The following is a 20,803-nucleotide window of genomic DNA, read 5'->3' as shown; positions in this document are numbered from 1 at the left end:
CACCAATTTAGCCAATGTTACAATACAATTACTATAAAGGTCTTATACACTGGGCTTTCAACCTAAAATGGGTCCTATCCATATTCAGAGTGAATCTAAAGTTTCTCACTAAAAGTGGCATAATCACACTATAGCAGTGAAAACAGGGCATGTTTTCTGCTTTCTAAGCTAATTCACACATTAAGCTGTTCGAGTATATTTAGCGGTAGCATGGAGCTCCCTACATTCTAATGAACTGTAAGCTCCGGTTATCGAGGACGTACTGGGCATAGTAGCGGATCGTATCGTCGGTCAAACCCAACCGGGCGATCAACGGGGCTAGGTATATGTGTATTCCGGTCAAAGTGGCTGAGCGTCACTTTGGGGGACCAGTCCAATTTTGGGCCAACACCCGCAGCCGTAATAGGTCAAAGTTTGCTTTGCCATACATCGTTCGCTTGATGGTCTTCAGCCGGTTCACCTGTTCCTCCGTTTGCTTATTACTCCACTCTGAGAGGAAGGCTTCTTCAATGGCAGCAAAATCTTGACGGATGGCCCACACAAAACCACTCAAGATAAGTAAATTTTCGACATCAGCACACCAACTAGCTAACTCATGAGCTTGTTTAGTCTCCATCAGTTTCTTGAATTGTAAACCCAAGCGATGGACTTGGCTGATAGGTTCATTACCACCAAGCAAGTGTTTCAGAAGGAGCCGATCTGTTTCTGGCAAATCCACTTCATAAAGGAACATGCCAGCGAATTTTCCGTTGAAAGGATGTGTAAAGTGCTCAATGTGAGCAGTAGTGGCTATTACTATTGGCGGAAGCATCCAGTTAGTACCAGACAACAAATCAGAAGCAGTTGGAGAGCCATATCCGACGAGTGCATCGGCAAAGTCAATCTCGTTACGGCAGTCCCCGAATTGTTGATGAACTTAGTGATCAGGGCATAAAGGTGGCCCGCAATCGCGTTACTCGACTTATGCAAAAAGCGGGCATACGAAGCATTATGTACAAAAAGTATCGAGTACAGACCACTGACTCAAAGTACGATTATCCAGTAGCCAAAAACTTGCTAAACAGAGAGTTCACAGCTGATAAACCGGGGCAAAATCGGAGCGCCGAAGCGATGGGTGTCCGACATCACCTACATTGCCACCATTGAGGGGTGGCTCTATATAACCGTGATTTTGGATTTGGCGGATCGGAAAGTGGTAGGCTGGGCCTTGAGTGAGAGTCTCAAAGCGGTGGATATGAGTGTGGCCGCTTAGCGTATGACCCTCAAGAACAGGCCACTAAACGGTCGACTTCTGTTTCATTCGGACCGTGGGGTTCAATATGCCTGCACCGAATTCAGAGCGCAACTAAAGGACTTGCCAGTTGAGCAGAGCATGAGTCGGAAGGGAAATTGCCGCTTCGGCGGTCCGATGGCCTAATGCGGTTGCTGAGAGTTTTCGCTTCGGCGATCCGATTCAAGACGCTCAAAAGCGAGTTGGTTAACCCCACTCATTTTGAGACGCGGGCAGCGGCTCGATTAGCCACCTTTGACAGGGCCGCCTGAGCGGTACATTGAAGGGTGGTGTAATCGTCGGCGAAAACATTCGAGATTAAGCTACCGTACCCCCAGTCAACAAGAATGTTATTTTTACACCTCCTCGATGGCTGCCTAAGAAAAAATCTCCACTATACTGTAGCAAGTTCAGATCTGTTGGTCTGCTCTGAGGAGTCTACGGGCATAGGGTTCGCAGACGGAGTGGCATGACTGGGCAAAGACTTTGCGAGGACAGTCAGCTAGTGGCCAGAAAAACTTGCGTAGTCACACGTGGAGTTTGATGCGTTTACCACTTATGGGTAGGTCGGCTAAGGTGCATTGGTAGAAACTATGCACTCGGTTGGCGGGTGTCTGACAAAGCGGACAACTGCCAACCGCATCGATGGCTAACAAACCAATAACCAATGAGTCGTCGGTGAGTTGATGGTGGCAGAACAGAAATCCAAGCGGCAAGAGTGGGGTCAGGTCCATACTTCTTCAACCAAAAAAGTACTGGGATTCACCTAAAGTGACGCTGAGCCAGTTTACTCCGAAATACTCATTTTTTAAGGAATTGCTCATTCGTATCAATGATTTACGTATTGGGGACATTTAAATTTAAGTTAATAGTTTGTTAATTGTAATGCTTTATATGTAGGACTAATTTTGACTAGATTAACTAAATAGCCTGTTAGTCTAACAATACGTGAGAATACCTCTATCAAAAGAATCATTACGTGATGAAGAACTTGTTCAGTTATACTTGAACACGCGTCAGGCCGTCTATTTCGACGCCCTTTACATACGCTACCAGAGTAAAGTGATAAGTTTGTGTAGCCGCTATACAAAGCGTCAAGAAGATGCAAAAGATCTATCCCAAGACCTTTTTCTAAAAGTCTTAGCCCGGCTTGACAGCTTCAGCGGTACTGCTCGGTTCAGTACTTGGGTGTACTCCGTAACTCAGAATTTATGCTATGACCATCTGCGTCGGCAGGACAAAATTCTGATTGAGGTAGTCGAAGAATCTGAATTTTTGCAAATGAATCTGGCAGCTGCTGAAAATGAAGAAAGTTTTGCGTGCCCTGAACAGCTCCGCAAGTCCATGGAAACGTTAAACAATCAGGAACGGAAGTTTATCAGGCAACATTATTTTGATCAGCTGTCGATTCGTGATATGGCGCAACAAAATCAACTCTCTGAAAGTGCAGTCAAAATGCGGCTGATGAGGGCACGTGGTCGTTTGCGACAGAATTATATACAGTTTGTACAGGTGTAGCTATCCCAATACGAACCAGTGTGCCGCTTTTAGGTAGTTGTTCTACCCATAATGTTCCACCTTGGCGGTCCATCATTTCCCGGCAGATCCGCAACCCCAGTCCAACCCCTTTCTCTCCCGACGTACCGCTACGTACGTCGGGACTCTTGAAGAGGTTACTAATCTGCTCAGCTGTCATGCCCACGCCTGTGTCCCGAATGTGCAGTTCAACCATTGCCGATTTTGCTACCGTGTGCAAACGAATGAACCCATCCGTAGGCGTAAACTTAATGGCATTAGTCAGTACATTCCTTATTACAGCCATAAGTTGATGCCGATCCGCGACCACAAGCTGATGTTTATCGACCTGATTGATAACCGTCAGTTGTTTCTGCTGTATTAACTCGCTGGTCTGACTGAGTACTTCGGCCACCAACTCTTGTAAAACAAGCGATTCAAAATTAAGCTGAAACCCCTTTAGCTGTACCATTGACCAATCGAGTAGGTTTGTTAATAGGTGCAGCACACTGTCGACCTGTAGATCTAAACGGTTCATCAGAGGTTTCAGATGGAACTCTGTGTCTAAGGACCGTAACTGACGGATGCTATTCTTCATGCTGGCCACCGGGCTACGCAGATCGTGGCTAATTAGCGAGAATAGCTTATCTTTAGTGGCATTGGATTCTGCCAGTGCATCGGCCGTTTGCTGCAACAGTTGCTGCTGTTCATTTAACTGGATGTTAGTACGTTGCGTTTTTCGAAGAAAATAGATAACAACCCCACATAGGATCCCCAACAGCCCGATTACTACAGCTGCTGCAAGCTGTGTTCGCTGAGCCAGTTGAATTTGCTGTTGCTGCCGACTTGCCTGAAGTTGGGCAATTTGCGCGTTCTTCTGGAGCACCCGAATCGTATGCTCACTCGTTTCGCTGTCGAACTCGGCCTGCATCTGCGCTACTTTCTGGGCACTTTGTTCAGCAAACCGCCGATCTTTAATTTGCTGAGCTTCACGGCTAACGATCAGTGCATTGCGGTACTCTCCGTTGGCTTCGAGCGCAGTAACCAGCGTTTGCAGAGTGATTATCAACTCTTCTTCTTGCTTGTTCTGGCGCGAGTAGTTGGCGGCCTGTCGGGCCTTCTGCAGCGCAGTTTTGGGCTGTTGCATCAGCAGATATGTTATGGCCTGTTCACGCTTAGCCGTTGCCTGAAACGACAGGTCGTGCAATCGGCGAGCCATTACCTCCATGTTGTTGAACAAACTAAGTGCGGATAAGTATTGACGCCGGTGCCGTCCGTTTACCCCAAGGTAATGCAGCATTTCTATCACCTTGAGCGAGTCCCCGGTTCGCTGAGCACAACGTAACCCGGCTCGATATTCATTGGCTGCACCTTGCCACCTATTCTTTTTTTCCAATACCTGCCCTTTCATAATGTGGGCATACATTCTGTGGTCGGGTGGCCAGCTATCTTTAACGAGTGAAAGGTATTTTTGCTGATACTGAGCCTGTAGGTTCGTATTACCCATGTTGCCGTATAACTCAATAATCAGCAGATAGTTGGCTGCAAGCATAGGCTCGTTATAGTGTGTGAGCAGGTATTTCAGGTTGTTGCCTATCTGCTCTACGGCTTTTTCCAACTGGCCGGCATCGGAAAACATAACGGCAAGCACATACTGATACCGGGCTGATTTGGCCTCGCTGCCTGCCCGATCAGCATGAGCAATTGCCTGTTGTAGCGGACTAATACCCCGGCGATAAAGCCCTTTGTGCCGGTAATAGCGACCGAGATAATAGTGTAATTCACAGACGTAAAAATCGGAAGGGCTTGCCTTGTGAAACCCCAGCCCCCGCTGCACATACTGATACAGACTATCGTATTGATTCTCGATCTGATACTGCCTGACAATCTGGGTGCAGATGCGCAACCGGATACTATCATGCGCAGCAGCTGCAATCTCATACTTCCATTTCGCTATTGGTGATGATGCAGTGGTTTGTGCCTGACACAGAAAAGATAGCCAAACCAGGATGAACAGTAGAAACGAGCGCATAGGAGTAATTTCATTACGGGTAATTAATCGTCATGCCCCTCAAACAGGCCAAGCAGTTTCTCTAAACGTGGCCTGAATGACACACCAATGGGCACCTGTATGCGGCCGAGCCATATAGTGCTGCGGTCGAAACTGGTAATTTTGCTCGTGTTTATCAAGTAAGATTTGTGTACGCGCATAAATAACCGGGGCGGAAGCAGATTTTCGAGCGTTGAGATTCGCTCATTAACCGTGTAGATAGAATCGCCGGTAAAAACTTTAGAATAAATACCGAACGCTTCAACATAAAAAATACTACTGTACTCAAATCGCTGTACTTTTCGTCCCATTTTAAGATAGGCAACATCCGTCTCAATCAGATGCTGCGGGTGACGGGTGCGTTGTAAAGCCCTGCTAATAGCCATATGAAGCCGTTCGAGGGTAAAGGGTTTGAGCAAAAAGTCGACCGCCCGGCCAATTTCGTAACTGTCAACGGCATATTCAGGATAAGCACTGACCATAATGACGGGCGGGAGCTGCGTATTAGTCTTCAGTAGGGTTAAACCTGAGGAGTGTTCCAACCGAATATCCAGAAAGATCATATCAAGAATTTGGCTACCGATTTGCTCAATGGCTTCTTCCAGGGTAGGCACTATGCCCAGGCACTGATACAAGCCCAGGGCATCGAGCATCGAAACAAGCTGCCGGGCATCGTCGACGTTATCATCGACAATCAGGTATTGCTTAATCATTTAGCACAATGGATGAGAGGTGTCAACTGTATTGTCAAAATGAATAAAATCCATAGAAAAGCTTCTCAATATGCTTCTTTAGACGATGACTGCTTTATGCTGAACCAGACTATTTTAGCACGGATGTAATGGTGGAGAGTAACCGAACGGTGAAGCAGAACCGAACGGATCCTCGTCGGTTGCTGACCAAAGATAGCTACATTTTTCTTGCCATTTTTTGTCGTATAGAGGTGCTTAGGCGCTAATACATATCATGTAACTCATCGTTGAGGATAGCAAATATCGAGTTGAGAGCAATAAAATGCTTATTGAGCGCAGGTTAGATACTATTTTATTCTTCAAAAAAGAGGCCGTCCGAGCCCTATGGGCCGACTCTTCAATTGAGGGTATCAAAACACAAATTGGCGATAATAAATAGACTTTTTGCATCAATGGCTCGTGCTGGATACCTACAAACAAACAAAGTGTCATGGTTTTTGTAACTATCCAAATGTGTCATACTTATAGCAAGCCGACACCTTACCCGCTATGTCAATATCAGTTTGTACCGTCTGGGCCAGTTTCCCGCCAGCCCCTGAGGCCACCGCTCCACGCCCCCCTAATCTGATTACCCAAAGCTACTTGCATAAATATGCTTACGTATATACATAAGCGTTAGCGAAGTGTCCGCATTTTATTAACTGGTTTTTCACCTAAATCTGGCCCCTCCAAAAAAGCCCTCAACAGGGGTCAGGGGCATCGTATATCTATGAAAAAGCACATTTACTTTCTGACCAGTCTGATTGCCCTGCTTTGGCTTGGTGGCACACTCGCCCACGCGCAGGTGAAAATCGGGGCCAACCCCGGTATTATTGGCTCATCAAGCAACCTCGAAGTCGAAGCGAATAATGGTAACAAGACTGTAGTTGATAAAGCCACCGGCGCAGTAAGCATAACGGCTACCGCCGATCCCCTAAAATTGGTTGGCTTACAACCAGCAACGGGTTCGGAAACGGCCCTTTTGATTGACGGTAACGGAGTGGTGAAAAAACAGGGAACAACCATCAGCATTCCAACCGTACGGGCTTCAGGGGGTACTTCGGCTAACTTCGATGCCACATCGCTTGGTTCTCTACGAAAGACACCCATTAACACTATGTCACTCAATGATGGAGGTTTCTCAACAAACACCAACAGCTATACCATTGCCACCAATGGTATCTACATGATATCAGGGGTAATTTCATTCAACTACACTACTCAGAATAATACCGTCGCTATCACTGCATATGTGGTTGTCAATAATACATCTATTAAAATAAACGACGTGGGTGGTGCAAGTTATGCCAACGGTCCGGGTAAGGCTGTTATGTCGGGATCGGTAACGATACCACTAAATGCGGGGGATATACTCTACTTAGCCACGCAATCTTGCGGCCCAAACAGTACGGCATGTCCTCAGACGTACACAATAACTCCAGATTTGACCAATCTGACCATCACAAAGATGTTGTAACCTATCAATCAACAGCCTCATGTCATACCCTCAACATATTCACCCGTTACAGCGGCTCCGGGCCGAGGTGACCTATATCGCCGACTTTGGCGAAATACGGCTCCCCTCCGATGGAATGTACGCCTTTCGGTTGCAGATCAGCGATCCGGGCGGGCCCGCGGGTACGCTTTACCATCTGAGTCTATATTTTGGTTCGGTCCTGGAGGATAAAGTAGAGTTAAGCTTTCCCGACGACTTTGCCTCCACCACCACGGTAGGAGCCTGGGGGCGGGCTGGGCAACCTGTGAGTGTATGCCTAGTACAACAATTACTCAACCCATGGCGGCTCTGGACCAATGCTCCGCCCATTGCACGGCCTAACCTACGCGGGGTACTGCTACGCTATTGGCGCGTGGATGAGCCGCAAACCGGGGATAGCAGACTCTACAGCGACGAATCGCGTTGGACTAATTTCTTTTTCTGTAACCTGCCCCAAGCCACTGCTTGAACAGCCAACGACAAGCTACAACGAGAACCATCCAATAATCATAAACCAGCCTGCTACCAGGCACACAAAACCAATGAAACAACTGATTTACGCATTATATCTTTGCCTGACCGCCCTGCTGCTCCCACAGGCGACCCAGGCTCAGGTAAAAATTGGGGCCAATGCCAAGACCATCGGCTCCAATTCCAATTTGGAAGTGGAAGCGGCTAATGGGAAGAAAATGATTGTGGATAAAGGCACTGGTGCTGTGACGATTAACGCTGCAACTACCATCAAAGATGGAACAGAGGGTGCTGGGAAAATTTGGACCTCAGATGCAAATGGAACAGGGAGTTGGGTGGCTGGAGCTACGGTCAATGTAGTCACTGGTACATTACCTGCTTCGTGGCCGGGTCTCCCGCTAACAAGCAATCCTGCCAACGCGGTTAATACAGGTGCACGAATCACGCTACCTCCGGGAAAATGGCTATTGTACTTCAATGCAACGTACCTAAATAGCTACAATGCCCCTATCAATATCTGGTGGGATTTATCAACGTCAAATACAACCAACACAATCACGGGAAGAACGTTGAGCGGGGCTGCTCCCACCTTAACATTCTCTCCGGTTGCGGCAGCTTATAACGTGGCACCAACTACAACAACTACTTACTACATGTGGGCTTTCGCTAATTCCAGTGTAAACCCTAACGCAACAGGAAGCGCAACATACTCGGGTGAGGGGAGAATTTTTGCCATACCTGTATCTAATTAATCGTCTAAGGATATCGACTTCGGTCTTAGATGACAAGCAACAAAATCGCAATTCAGGGATTAACAGCCGCTACGCGCTCGGCTACGATCTGCTTCAAGGTTTTCAGAATGCGGACGACGTCGAACAAGTCGTCAGAGGTGGCTGAGTAACCGGGGCTGGTGGCGTATTGGCGGTCTTCGAGTGTCATAAACTGCCAAAGGCTACCCATCACGTTGCAGCCATACACGGGCAGGTCGGGCGAGGGGTTCAGCATTTGCCCCGCCAGCATCGCAGCCAGGCACTGACCGGCCGGGTCGACGTGGGCTGGGCAGTCGTCACTGTCGAGGTTGAGCTTGTAGTCTTGAAACACAAAGAATGGCTGTTCTGGCTCGCGGTAGCTGCTTGCCACCATGCCATCGACGGTGGCTTCGATGTCGCGTTGACTGAAGTGATTGAAGGCCAGCGTCGAGAAGTCGATTAAAGCGAAGATTGGGCCGATGAAGTGGGTATCCAGCTCGTGTTCGTTCCAGTCGTGTACGTTGAAGTTTAGTCCTCGTTGAAACCGCATCAGAGCCTCCCGCTCGAAGTTGGAAATTTCGGCAGGTCGGTTAAGCCAATCGGTCAGCGACGGAAGCTGCTCGGTTCGCCGGGTTCTGAATTGTTTATCGACGCTTTTGAGCGTACAACTGGCAAATGGTTTTTCAGAAATAGCCATGAAAACAGAGAAATTTTTACCAAAAAAACACATTATAACCCCCTTAGCGGTATGAAAAGACGGCTACTCCTTCTGATCGCCGGGCTTACCCTGTGGGTATTGGGTGTAGGGCCACTGCTGGCCCAAACCACCCAAAGTTCCGTTTTCGGCACGGTGCAGGTTCACCCTAATGGCACCTCCATGCCGGGAGCATCCACTCCGGGCGGCAAGCTGGCTATCTATAATTCGCTCACGTTTGTGAGTGGCTACGTGATTACGCCCCGCGCTTCGCCCAATGACAACATCAGTTTCCGGCCCGGCAGCGGCTACACGGGCGCGTCGGACGGGAGCCACGTGAACGGCTATGCCGAGGTGGCCGGTACGTCGGCGTTTACGTTTCCGGTTGGTGACGGCACCACGCTACGCCCGGCGGGTATATCGGCTCCCCCTACGAGCGGCACCTTTCAGGCAGCTTACTTCTATGCCGACCCCGGCACGGCTACCCTGCCCACGGGCGGACCGTTTAGCCGCACAGCCCTCGGTTCGGGCCTTCTCGGTGTGAGCGGCACCGAATATTGGGACATCAACGGGGCGCAGGCGGTGAACATCACCCTGACCTGGAACCTGACGAGCAACCTGATTGCCAACGGCTTTGCCAATAACACCAGCCTGATTACGATTGCGGGCTGGGACGGCACCCGGTGGGTCGATCTGGGCGGCACGGCCACCGGCAATCCGCTGGCTACGGGGTCCATCACGACCACTACGCCCGTAGTGCCCGACACCTATACGGCCTACACCCTGGCCCGCAAAGGCAACGTGGTAACGCCCCCCACCGCCAGCAGCACCTGCGGCATTGTGATTCATGGCCCTACCGATGTGGAGGTTCACCCTAGCGGTACAATGGCCGTGTATTGCGACGTAACGTTTGTGGATGGCTATGTGAATACCCCCCGGCCTACGGCGGACGACAATATTGTATTCATGCCCGGCACCAACTGGTTCGATGCCTCCGACGACAGCCACGTGAACGGCTATGTGGAGAAGGTGGGCAACACGGCCTTCGTGTTTCCTGTGGGCGACGGCACCGCGCTCCGGCCCGTGGGCATGAGTGCCCCGGCGAGCGCGACGTCCACGCTACAGGCCGCTTATTTCAGCACCAACCCGGCATCGGCCACGTTGCCTGCGGGCGCGCCCTTCAGCACCACCAGCCGGGGCATGGGTGTGAATGCGGTAAGTCCGGTGGAGTATTGGGATGTGAACGGCACCGAGCCAGTGGACCTGACTTTTACGTGGAACCCGGCCAGCGACCTCAGCACGCTGACAAACGGCAACCTGAATGATCTGATTATGGTGGGATGGGACGGGAGTAAGTGGGTGGACCTCGGTTCGCCCAGCACCACCGGCACCCTGAGCGGCACCGGTACGCTGACCGTGCCCGGCATCACGCCGAACACCTATATGGCCTATACGTTTGGCAGCAAGGCGGCAGCACCCCAGCCCCCCACGGTGGCTATTTTCACCCCGGCCAACGGCTCCCAGGCTACACCGAATCCGCCCATTGTGGGGTCGGCTACGGCGGGGGCCAGCGTGACCGTCAGCGGTGGGGGTAACAGCACGGGCGGCCCGTGCATCGTAACGGCTGCCCCCGACGGCAGCTGGACCTGCACGAGCCTGACGTTTGCAACGGGCATGGGCCACACCATCACGGCCATTGCGAGCAACTCGGTTGGCACCAGCAACACCGCCACCAGCAGCTTTGTGGTGCCTGCCACCTGCCCCAGCCCCTCGGTGGGCGGTACGGCCACATTTGCGGGCGGTGCGCTCTGCAACATAGCCAACGCGGGTGTGATTACGCTCACCGGCCAAACGGGGAACGTGACGGGCTGGGAAACCAGCACCGACAACGGCACCACCTGGAACCCCGTCGCAAACACAACTACAAGCCTTCCGTTTACGAACGCCCAGAACGGCCAACAGTATCGGGCGGTGGTGCAGAACGGAGCCGGTTGTACGGCGGCAACGTCCGCGACCGTCACGCTCACGACAAGTGCCGGGGCCTGCCCAGTAAATTGTACGGTGCAGGCGAGTGTGATAACGAAATAAAAGTCAACCATTAACCCGCCCGCTGGGCGACCAACTCCAATGAAAATCAATCAACTCGTTTACGTTTTTTCACTGCTTGCCGGTTTGTTGCTGTTGCCGGAAGCAAGCCGCGCTCAGGTCAAAATCGGCAACAACTACACCACCATCGGCAGCAACAGCAACCTGGAGGTGGAGGCCACGAATGGGAATAAGGTAATTGTGGACAAAACAACTGGTGCGGTCAGTGTATCAGGTACATTTAGCGGTGACCCGCTACAGGTCACGGGCGTAAAAGAAGGCCAAACCTCGGCAGCTCAGACGCTGATGATTACCGCTGATGGTTACGTGCAGAAAGCACCGGCTGCTGTTTCACTACAACCCCGGTTTATTGCCTCTATGAAGCAAAATGCTTCTCAAGTCGTGCCGAGCGCGACCACCAACACGCCGATTGATTTTGTTAGCGTTGATTTTCAATCTTACCCTGGAAGCGTTGATTTAGTTAATAACAGAATCGTAGTTCCTCGTGCAGGTTACTATCAAATTAATGGGACTCTTGGAGTGGACGATGCCGCAGGAACACTTGTTTCCACGTGTATATACTATCAAAAAAATGCAACGCCGATAGGAGAGAATTGTTACAGGAATTTGGCTCCTAATCTTGGCTCGTTGACAGGTACACGCCAGTCCGGATCATTTTCAATAGTGGTGTATTTAAATGCAAACGATACGGTGTCAGCATTTATAGCAAACTCGTCTATGAACACAGCACTCACTGCAGGAGTGGCCCTTAACGCAACCGGAGGCTCTCTTCAAGTGATTGAGTTGCGGTAAAATCGCGACGTTTAATTAAGGCTTCTGCAGCCTCACATCAGTCTCTGAAGACATAAAATTAATTTTCTAACGCATGAAACGACTGTTACATCAAACTGTCGCGCTGGTATTCCTTTGGCTGGCGTTGCCGCTGCTAGTGCTCGTGCCGCTTGCCCAGGCCCAAACGGGCAGCGGGGTGTTCGGCAACGTGGGCGTACATTCGGGCGGCCATATGGGTGTTTACGGCACCCTGACGGCCGTTTCGGGCTACGTGGTCACGCCCCGCCCCGAACCCACGGCCAACATTAGCTGGCAACCGGGCGCATCGCATAACGGCACCTCGGATGCGAGCCATGTGGACGGCTACGCCGAACGAGTAGGCAATACAGCCTTCACCTTCCCGGTCGGCAATAGCGCGGTGCTACGCCCAGCTGGCATTTCGGCCCCGCCCAGCAGCGGAACCTATTCGGCGGCTTATTTCGCCACCAACCCTTCGTCGGCTACGTTGCCCACGGGTGGGCCGTTCAGTACGGCGGCTTTGGGGGCAGGTGTAACGGGTGTGAGTCCGGTGGAGTATTGGGACATTAACGGCCCCGGTGCTGTCAACTTGACCCTTACCTGGAACGCGGCCAGCAACCTCACCACCCTGACGGGCGGCACCCTGAGCAATTTAGTCATTGTCGGCTGGGACGGCACCCAATGGGTGAATCTGGGCGGCACGGCCACGGGAACACTTGCTGGCTCAGGCAGCATCACGACCACTACAGCCGTAGTCCCGAACATCTACACGGCCTATACCTTTGGCAGTGCCAATGTAACCCCCTGTGCTACACCTACCGTGGGCGGTTTAGTGAGCTATTTGGGCAACCTGCCCCTGTGTACTCAGAGCAACGTGGGCAGCTTAACAATAACCGGCCAAACCGGTGATGTAGTGCGCTGGGAAACCAGCACGAACAACGGCGCTACGTGGCAGCCCATTGCGGGCAGCGCGGGTAAGGCGTCGTACAACTTCGTCAATGCGCAAAATAGCCAGCAATACCGTGCCGTAGTGAACAACGGCACCGGCTGCGCCGACGTTTCGGCTACGTCTGCAACCCTTATCACCAGCAACACAGCCTGCCAGACGGCCCTGTGCGACAGCCGCACGGGTAGCCTGAGCATCAATGTGGTAAGTCAGTCGAATGGGTCCAACACCACGGCGCAGGTCGTGGCCGTGGATTTGACGGGCGTGATTCAGGCCGTTTCAGCACCGGGCGGTAACGGGGTGTCGGGTCTGGCTCCGGCTACGTATCTGGTGTATCACGTCACGTTCGACAATACACAGACACCTCTACCCACCCTGAGCGTTGGCACGGCGGTATCGGCCGTGGGCGGAGCCTGCGTGCAGTGGTCCAACGGGCTGCTGTTTGGCGTGTGTCCGGTCCTGCCCACGGTAGCTATCACCAGCCCGGCTCCCAATACGCTGGTAGCCTCGCTCAACCCGCCCATTACGGGTACGGCCACACCGGGCGCGAGCGTGACGGTAACGGGAAGCCCCGGCACCACGGGCGGGCCGTGTGTAGTTACGGCGGCTAACGACGGTTCCTGGACCTGCACGAGTCTGACTTTTGTGTCGGGGCGCAACAGTGTGTCGGCCGTAGCGGGCAACTCAGCGGGGCGTAGTTCGGTAGCCAGTGTCCCATTCGTGACGCTCTGGGAGCAGACTTCCTATGTCTGCGGCACGAGTGCGTACCTGTTTCAGAACCTCGTCGGTGTACCTACCAGTATCGTCAGCGTGAACCTGCAATCGGGTGCCAGTACCACCGTAGCTCAGGGGATGTTGCCGACCCCCAACACCGATTTAAACGCGATGGGCTATAACACCATCGACAACTTTATCTGGGGATATCGACTCAACACGGATCAGATTGTGCGAGTCGGGGCCGGGTTTGGTGTTCAACCCGTGACAATTGCGGGTTTACCTGTAAACGGCAGCTTCAACGTGGGCGATGTGGGTCTCGACGGGATTCTGTACCTGTATAGCGGCAGCGGCAGCAGCACAACCATTTACCGGGTCGACCTGCGCCCGACTTCGCCTACCTACCTGACGTTGTTGTCGAGCCTGACGACCACGGCTTCGATCATTGCCGACTGGTCGGTCAGCCCGGTCGACGGGAATTTCTATACGGTCGATAATACGTTCCAGTTGCTGCGGTTCAACCCGGCAACGGGCGCGCGCACGGTGGTTGGTGCGGTAACGGGCACCGCGATTCGGGCGACCGACAGCGGTTTCGGCGCGACCTACATGGACAATACGGGTGCCTTGTATCTGAGCAACAACGCCACGGGTCAGATTTTCCGGCTTGCCCAGCCGCATTCGGGTTCGCTCGTAACGACTCTGTTCTCAACCGGATCACCGTCGGCCAACAACGACGGGGCACGTTGCCCCAGTGCGCCCGTGCTGACCCCACAGCCCCAGTTTGTATGCGGCACAGACGCTTATTTGTTCCAGAACCCGGCCAATGTTTCTACCGGCGTTGTGCGGGTCAACTTATCCAGCGGAGTCAGTTCAACCGCAGCGAATAGTATTGCCCCGGCACCCGACAACCAGCTTAACGCATTGGGATACAATACCTTCGATGATTACATCTGGGGTTATCGGGTCAATACGAGTCAGGTGGTACGCATCGGGGGCGATTTTTCGGCACAGGTAATGAACATCAACGGGTTGCCCGCCAATGGTGCGTTCAACGTGGGCGATGTGAATGCCAATGGTGTGCTGTACCTGTTCAGCGGTAATGGCACCAGCACAACCATTTACCGGGTGGATTTGAACCCCAATTCGTCTACCTATCTGGCCTTGCTTCCTAATTTAACCACGACCGCTACGTTGATGGCCGACTGGGCCTTTAGCCCGATTGATGGCAACCTCTACGGGGTTGACAATACGTTCCAGTTGTTGCGGTTCAACCCTTCGACGGGCGCGCGCACGGTAGTCGGGTCTGTAACGGGCACCGCGATTCGGGCTACGGATAGTGGTTTTGGAGCCGCCTACATGGATCTGGATGGAAGTTTGTACCTCGGTAACAATGCCACCGGACAGATTTTCCGCATCCCCAACCCGCATACAGGCGGTCTGGCGGCTACGCTGTTCTCACAGGGGCCAGTTTCGGCCAATAACGACGGTGCCCGCTGCCCGGCCGCTCCGGTGGTCGATCCACCGAGTGTAGCTATCACCGGCCCGGCACCCAACACGTTTGTGACGACCACCAACCCGCCCATTACGGGTACGGCTACACCCGGCACCAGCGTCACACTGACGGGTGGACCCGGCACCACCGGTGGCCCCTGCGTCGTGACGGCCAGCAACACCGGTACGTTTACCTGCACGAGTCTGACGTTTACCCCCGGCTCACAGACGGTTACGGCCATTGCCTGTACCTCCGTTGGTTGCGGTACAGCCATCAGCAGTTTCAGTGTCGTCGCGCCCCCCACGCTCATAGTTGATCCGGTGCCGCCTACCGGCCCCACGACGGGTACGGCTACGCCCGACGCGCAGATTGTGATTACCGACCCCAGCGGACGTACTCTCTGTACCACCACGGCCAGCAGCAGTGGCAGCTACAGTTGTCCGGTTACGCTCCCTCCGAGCCTGACCAACATCATTGTAACGGCCTGCAACCTGGCGGGCTGCACCAGCCAGACCGTAACGCCTTTGCCCAGCCTGACAGTTGCTCCGCCTGTAAGTCCTGGGCCACCCACGCAACCCATTACGGGTACGGCAAATCCGGGGGCACAGATCACCATCACCGGACCTGGTCCGGTTACGCTCTGCACCACCACGGCCAGCAGCAGCGGTACGTTTAGCTGTCCGGTCACCTTACCCCCCGGCGAAACGAACCTGACTGTAACGGCTTGCAATTCGGCGAGTTGCGTGACGCAGCCCACCAGCCGCACGGTGATTGGACCGCCTGTTGTGATCGTAGATCCTGTGCCGCCTACCGGCCCTATTACGGGTACGGCCACGCCGGGTGTAGCCCTGACGCTCACAGACCCCACGGGCCAAACCCTGTGTACAACGACAGCCAGCCAGTCGGGCACGTTTAGCTGCCCTGGTCCGCTGCCACCGAGCCTGACGAGTGTGATCGTGACGGCCTGTAATGTAACGAGCTGCGTCAGCACGACAGCTCCGGTGCGGCCTTCGCTGGTGGTTGATCCACCGGTGGCCCCTGGTCCGCCCACGCAGCCAGTAACGGGCACAGCAAATCCGGGCGCGCAGATTACCCTGACGGGGCCTGGCCCGGTGACGCTTTGCACCACCACTGCAAGTAGTTCGGGTACGTTTAGCTGCCCCGTAACGCTGCCCGATGGTATAACGACCCTGACGGTAACAGCCTGCAACGCGGGTGGCTGCACCAGCCGACCCGTCACACTGACAGTAGCCCAGCCGCCCGTAACAATGCCCGACATTGCCAACACTAACCCCGGTACGCCGGTGACGGGCAACGTGCTGACTAACGACCGCGACCCGCTCGGACTGCCCCTGACTGCTTCACTGACAACCCCGCCCACGGTGGGAATGGCCACACTCAACCCCGATGGCAGCTACACCTATACGCCCCCCACGGGCTTTACCGGCACCACCTCGTTCTGCTATACGGCGAGCAATACGGCCGGTCACAGCAACAGTGCCTGCGTGACGGTGAATGTCGTGCCCGCGCCCCAGTCGGCCCTAGCCAACAACGCGCCCGTGGCCAGCAACCTCAACACGCAAACCACGCAGGCCGTACCAGTGACGGTGAACCTGCTGGCCAACGTGAGTGACCCCGACAACCCCGGCACAGCCAACGGCCAACTGAACCGGCCCACGCTGCTAAGTCAGCCCGCCCAGGGCACGGCGGTGGTCAACAACGACGGTACTGTGACCTACACGCCACCGGCTGGCTTCACCGGCATAGTCAGTGTGCCGTATCAGGTGTGCGACAAAGCAACTTCGCCCCTGTGCAGCACGGCCCTGCTGACGGTGAACGTGCAGCCCACACTCCCCACAGGCACGACCATCTCGCCGGTAGCTACCGATGGTGTGCTGATTACGCCGGTGAACACCCCAGCGATGGGCACGGTGGCCACCAACAGTTACGACCCACAAAACCTGCTCCTGACCTATACCGCAGGGCAGCCGCAGAGCGGAACGGTTGTGATGAGTTCAACGGGGAGCTATACGTTCACGCCCGCGCCGGGCTTCGTGGGGCCGGTTAGCTTCACCTATGCTGCCTGTAACTCGGCTGGCAAGTGCAGCCCGGCCACGGTATCGGTGCTGGTGCAACCGGCCCCCGTGGGTGGCCTTGTCCGGCTGAACGTGCGGATGCTCTTACAGGGGGCGTTGTTCAACGTGGGCAGCGGTACACTCATGCGCGACGACCTGCGGGCGGGCGGCTATTTACCCGCCACCTCGCCCTACTCAGCGTCGGTCAGCCCGCGATTTAGTCAGAGCGGTGGCGGTGGTAGCGAAACCACAACGTCGGCTGTGCTGTCGGTGACAGGAACCAACGCGATTGTTGATTGGGTGCTGGTCGAACTGCGTAGTGCAGCCAACCCAACACTAATATTGGCTACCCGCTCCGGTCTGCTTCAGCGCGATGGTGACGTGGTGTTGCCTGCTGATGGTACCTCACCGCTTACGTTCACGGGCCTGACGGGTAGTCAGTACTACGTGTCAGTGAAGCACCGCAATCACCTCGGCGTAATGACGGCCATGGCCCTACCATTGAGCAGTTCAGGTACGGTAGTCGACTTCTCAATTATGACATCGTCTCAGATCTACGACCAGCCTGGCGCAGTGAACTACAACGGCAACGAAATGGTGACCGTCAGCGGGCGGCAGGCTCTGTGGGCCGGTGATGCCAACGCTGATGGCAAGGTAAAGTATGCCGGTACAGCTTCGGACCTGACCACCGTGCTGAATGAAGTCATCACCGCTCAGACCGGCAACAGCAGTCCGACCTACAACTATGACTTCGCCTTTGGCTATTTCTGGGGCGATGTGGACCTCAACGGTAAAGTGAAATACCAGGGATCGGTCAACGACCCAACCTGGATTTTCAGCAACGTGGTGGCTACCTACATACTAAATACTGGACCACTCTACAACTACGACTTTTTGGTGGAGCAGTTGCCCTAATCGGTAATGGCTGAACGGGTGAAAGACAGTTCGCTCGTTCAGCCATCATCTTGTATCAATAACAATGACACACAGTCAATCACAATGAAACGTCTATTTCTCCTTACATTCCTTCTGGTGGCCGGTATAAGTACTTATGCCCAGAGTGGACAAATTGACCTGACACTACGCTACAATCTGGCCCAGAGCCGCTATGAAGTGTATGCCCGGCCCAACTTTTCACAGACCGGATTTCTGTGGGGCAGTGCCCAAGTAAGCGTTGTCACACCTGCTTCCGTAGGGAATGGGGCGTTCAACGTAACCAGCCACAACGCCGGCGCCTGGGACGACAACTCACAATTATATGCCCCGGCGGCCGCTCCAGGGCTTGATTTTCATGGTATTGGTTCGACCGGCCGCTCTACTACGCTTGTGGCTAATCAGGAACTGCTCCTGTTCAGCTTTACACTGCCGGGCAACGCCTGTGTAGCGGGGCTGCGGCTGTTTGTGAACGGCTCCGACCCTGGGTCGAACCCTTCAACCATGCCGGGCGACTTTACGAATGTCGTGTATGTAGCGGCCGCTAACAATACCACAAGCGTGTATCGGGCCAACTATGTGAACACAGGTACTCTTTGCACAGACTGTGTACTGGTAGCACCCTCACTAAGTAAGTAAGGTCCATCCCATCAAGCAACAAAAACATGACGCTTAATTTTACCCAAACGCACCGGAATGCCCTGCTGGGGTTGCTGCTGGCCCTGTTGGGGTTGCTGAACAGCGTCACGCTGGCGCAACAGACCACGGCTCCCTGCGACTACACTACCGCAACGGTTACCCTGACAAGCGCGGGCGGTTCAGGCGGTGGCACCGTTCGCTACGTTCTTGTCGATGCAGCCGGGTTGATACGTCAGGTAAGCAGTACACCCACATTCGGAGAGCTGACCGGCTCGCAGAGCTATACGGCACTGGCCCTAAGCTACGAGGGGCAGGCAACGAACCTAACCGCCGGACAACCGTTAAGCGCGGTATCCGCTTCGTGCTTCAACTGGTCCAATGATCTGCCCATTCGGGTGTGTGTGAGTACGGGTGATGCAGACGGCGATGGTGTAATAGACACTAACGACCGCTGCCCTGACACGCCCACGGGTACGGTAGTCAACGCTTACGGGTGTCCCCTCAGTCTGTCCGTCTGCGACTACTCAACACCTACTGTAACGTTCAACAGCACAGGTGGTGCAGGCACAGGTATAGTGCGATATATATTGGCCGATTCGATAGGCGTTATTCGTCAGATCAACACAACCCCTACATTTAGTGGACTGGCCGGGACCCGTACCTACATGGTACTGGCCCTAAGTTACGAAGGGCCGGTAATGAACCTGACCGTTGGACAACCACTTAGTGCAGTGTCGGCCTCATGTCTTGCCTGGTCGGATGCTTTGTCGACGAGGGTTTGTGTACCGGCCTCTACGGACTGCGATTACACAATCGGAACAGTCATTAGTTTACGAAATTCAGGTGGTTCTCAGACGACCAACACTCAGACCCGCTACCTACTTGAAGACAGCACTGGGTTGCTGGTGCAGGTGAATCAGCAATCGACCTTTACGACCATAGGCCTGACTCCCGGTATCTATCGTGCCTATAGTCTGGTATATACCGATAATCAACCTCTGACACTGCAACCCGGCACCCGGCTGACTATTCCGACAGGCGTTTGTGTGGCTCAGTCGGATGTCCTCACTCTGCGGCTCTGTGCCGACTGCATTCCCAAATGTGTTCCGATCACCGTGAGCCGCTTGACTCGCTAAGGGCTTCGGCTACCTTTCAAGAATTTATATGAAAACACTCCGATTTACTATGTGGCTGCTGCTGGCCACTCCACTTTATACGCGAGCCCAGCCAACGGGCTTCCCGATGGTGGCTACAACAGGTCGGCAGTTGGGCGTACACCTGAGCTATAACGCCGAACAGAATCAGTATGAAGTCTATGCAACGGCCAACTTCAGCCAGACAGGCTTTGCCTTAGGGCCATCGCAGATTACGGTGGCCGTGCCCCGGTCGGTGGCTGATCAATCGCTGAGTGTCTTTGGCGGATCGGGTCGCTGGACTGATTATTCGTCGGTTTTTGCTCCCGCTGCGGCCCCTGGTCTCGACTTTCACGGGGTTAACAGCATTGGCCGTATCCTCGACGTGCAAGCCGATGTCCCTCTTTTGCTGTTTGCGTTCCGCCTTCCGGGGGGCTATATAGAAGGTGTTCGGCTGTATGCAAACGGGCGCGATCCCCGCTCTGCGCAGGTCGGTATGGGAGGTGGTGATTTCAGCAATACCCTTCAGGATCACAGGGGCATTGAGCTGTTCCGTCCCGTCTTGGACACCATCCAACTGGCGAACCTATCCATTTCCGAAATAACGGCTACGGATGCGACTCTGACGGTATTTCCCAACCCCATTACGGGCGACAGCTTTCGGGTCACACTGAAAGGCTACCCCGACGGCGCACGGCTGCGATTGAGACTGTTATCAGCTACGGGGGTTGAGTTTGGACGACTGGAAGAATCGGCCGACAAATTAATCAACTATTCGATCCGGGTGCCCCGCCAACTGACGGGACAAGCTTACCTGTTAACGGAATCGTTGGGCAATGCACCCGGGCGGACCGGCCTGTGCAACAAATTGCTCATTATGCCTTAACCCATTTTACCTACTTGCCCAAAGCAGGTTCTTCAACATATGGACAAAGTACTAACTCTCTTAGAGGCTTATTTGAAAAGCCGTAATGCTATTCTATGGGCTTGCGCCGATAGGC

At 53.9% G+C, this 20,803-nt stretch carries 17 protein-coding genes; 12 read left to right on the top strand and 5 right to left on the bottom strand.

Annotated elements, in window-relative coordinates:
• Positions 1-355: 355 nt before the first annotated feature.
• Positions 356-733 (bottom strand): transposase, encoded by a 378-nt coding sequence (locus tag RUDLU_RS30200; protein ID WP_211220227.1) that lies wholly within the window; start codon positions 731-733, stop codon positions 356-358.
• 110 nt (positions 734-843) lie between these two features.
• On the opposite strand from RUDLU_RS30200, the gene RUDLU_RS30655 reads away from it, so the two are divergent.
• Together RUDLU_RS30655 and RUDLU_RS30650 are read left to right on the top strand one after the other, a co-directional pair.
• The gene (locus RUDLU_RS30655; protein ID WP_083940640.1) at positions 844-1,146 is read left to right on the top strand and encodes an IS3 family transposase; all 303 of its coding nucleotides are present in this window, start codon (positions 844-846) and stop codon (positions 1,144-1,146) included.
• Entirely contained in the window at positions 1,115-1,252 is a 138-nt protein-coding gene (locus tag RUDLU_RS30650) for a hypothetical protein (RefSeq protein ID WP_019991089.1), read from the top strand. The genes RUDLU_RS30655 and RUDLU_RS30650 overlap by 32 nt, the downstream gene beginning before the upstream one ends.
• Before the next feature lie 545 nt (positions 1,253-1,797).
• On the opposite strand, the gene RUDLU_RS29830 is transcribed toward RUDLU_RS30650, so the two are convergent.
• Positions 1,798-2,004, bottom strand: a complete 207-nt coding sequence (locus tag RUDLU_RS29830; protein WP_157580429.1) for a transposase family protein — start codon at positions 2,002-2,004, stop codon at positions 1,798-1,800.
• 214 nt (positions 2,005-2,218) lie between these two features.
• Between RUDLU_RS29830 and RUDLU_RS29415 the strand changes: the two genes are divergently transcribed.
• A complete protein-coding gene (locus RUDLU_RS29415; RefSeq protein WP_083940639.1) occupies positions 2,219-2,788 on the top strand; it encodes an RNA polymerase sigma factor in 570 nt (189 codons plus the stop codon).
• Here RUDLU_RS29415 and RUDLU_RS0124480 read toward each other — a convergent pair.
• Both RUDLU_RS0124480 and RUDLU_RS28175 read right to left on the bottom strand, forming a co-directional pair.
• Positions 2,721-4,817 carry an ATP-binding protein gene (locus RUDLU_RS0124480; RefSeq protein ID WP_019991088.1) on the bottom strand — a complete coding sequence of 699 codons (2,097 nt, stop codon included), beginning with the start codon at positions 4,815-4,817 and terminating at the stop codon, positions 2,721-2,723. The two genes, RUDLU_RS29415 and RUDLU_RS0124480, sit on opposite strands and share 68 nt — an antisense overlap.
• Before the next feature lie 23 nt (positions 4,818-4,840).
• Complete coding sequence (locus RUDLU_RS28175; protein ID WP_019991087.1) at positions 4,841-5,548, bottom strand: LytR/AlgR family response regulator transcription factor; 708 nt, start codon at positions 5,546-5,548, stop codon at positions 4,841-4,843.
• A 748-nt stretch (positions 5,549-6,296) separates the two neighbouring features.
• On the opposite strand from RUDLU_RS28175, the gene RUDLU_RS0124470 reads away from it, so the two are divergent.
• From RUDLU_RS0124470 to RUDLU_RS28980, 3 genes are all read left to right on the top strand, one after another.
• Positions 6,297-7,043 (top strand): hypothetical protein, encoded by a 747-nt coding sequence (locus tag RUDLU_RS0124470; protein WP_019991086.1) that lies wholly within the window; start codon positions 6,297-6,299, stop codon positions 7,041-7,043.
• 19 nt (positions 7,044-7,062) lie between these two features.
• Complete coding sequence (locus RUDLU_RS0124465) at positions 7,063-7,530, top strand: hypothetical protein (protein ID WP_019991085.1); 468 nt, start codon at positions 7,063-7,065, stop codon at positions 7,528-7,530.
• Positions 7,531-7,603: 73 nt separating this feature from the next.
• Positions 7,604-8,284, top strand: a complete 681-nt coding sequence (locus tag RUDLU_RS28980; protein WP_019991084.1) for a hypothetical protein — start codon at positions 7,604-7,606, stop codon at positions 8,282-8,284.
• A 52-nt stretch (positions 8,285-8,336) separates the two neighbouring features.
• Here the strand turns inward: RUDLU_RS28980 and RUDLU_RS0124455 are convergent, their stop codons facing one another.
• The gene (locus RUDLU_RS0124455) at positions 8,337-8,978 is read right to left on the bottom strand and encodes a hypothetical protein (protein WP_019991083.1); all 642 of its coding nucleotides are present in this window, start codon (positions 8,976-8,978) and stop codon (positions 8,337-8,339) included.
• A gap of 51 nt (positions 8,979-9,029) precedes the next feature.
• On the opposite strand from RUDLU_RS0124455, the gene RUDLU_RS0124450 reads away from it, so the two are divergent.
• The 6 genes from RUDLU_RS0124450 to RUDLU_RS28975 all read left to right on the top strand — a co-directional run bounded on the left by RUDLU_RS0124450 (position 9,030) and on the right by RUDLU_RS28975 (position 20,688).
• Positions 9,030-11,063: a hypothetical protein gene (locus tag RUDLU_RS0124450; protein ID WP_019991082.1), complete on the top strand. Its 2,034-nt coding sequence runs from the start codon at positions 9,030-9,032 to the stop codon at positions 11,061-11,063.
• A 39-nt stretch (positions 11,064-11,102) separates the two neighbouring features.
• Positions 11,103-11,873 carry a hypothetical protein gene (locus RUDLU_RS0124445; RefSeq protein ID WP_019991081.1) on the top strand — a complete coding sequence of 257 codons (771 nt, stop codon included), beginning with the start codon at positions 11,103-11,105 and terminating at the stop codon, positions 11,871-11,873.
• Between the two features lie 73 nt (positions 11,874-11,946).
• Positions 11,947-18,012, top strand: a complete 6,066-nt coding sequence (locus RUDLU_RS0124440) for a DUF6923 family protein (RefSeq protein ID WP_020657220.1) — start codon at positions 11,947-11,949, stop codon at positions 18,010-18,012.
• 84 nt (positions 18,013-18,096) lie between these two features.
• Positions 18,097-18,669, top strand: coding sequence for a hypothetical protein (locus tag RUDLU_RS0124435; RefSeq protein WP_019991080.1), 573 nt, complete (start codon positions 18,097-18,099; stop codon positions 18,667-18,669).
• A 26-nt stretch (positions 18,670-18,695) separates the two neighbouring features.
• Positions 18,696-19,805 (top strand): hypothetical protein, encoded by a 1,110-nt coding sequence (locus tag RUDLU_RS30195; protein WP_019991079.1) that lies wholly within the window; start codon positions 18,696-18,698, stop codon positions 19,803-19,805.
• 28 nt (positions 19,806-19,833) lie between these two features.
• Positions 19,834-20,688: a hypothetical protein gene (locus RUDLU_RS28975; protein WP_157580426.1), complete on the top strand. Its 855-nt coding sequence runs from the start codon at positions 19,834-19,836 to the stop codon at positions 20,686-20,688.
• The last annotated feature ends 115 nt before the right edge of the window (positions 20,689-20,803 follow it).

Source organism: Rudanella lutea DSM 19387, from assembly GCF_000383955.1.
Taxonomy (GTDB): Bacteria; Bacteroidota; Bacteroidia; order Cytophagales; family Spirosomataceae; genus Rudanella; species Rudanella lutea.
Note: the sequence above shows the minus strand (reverse complement) of the source record. Positions and strands in the feature narration are given on the sequence as shown.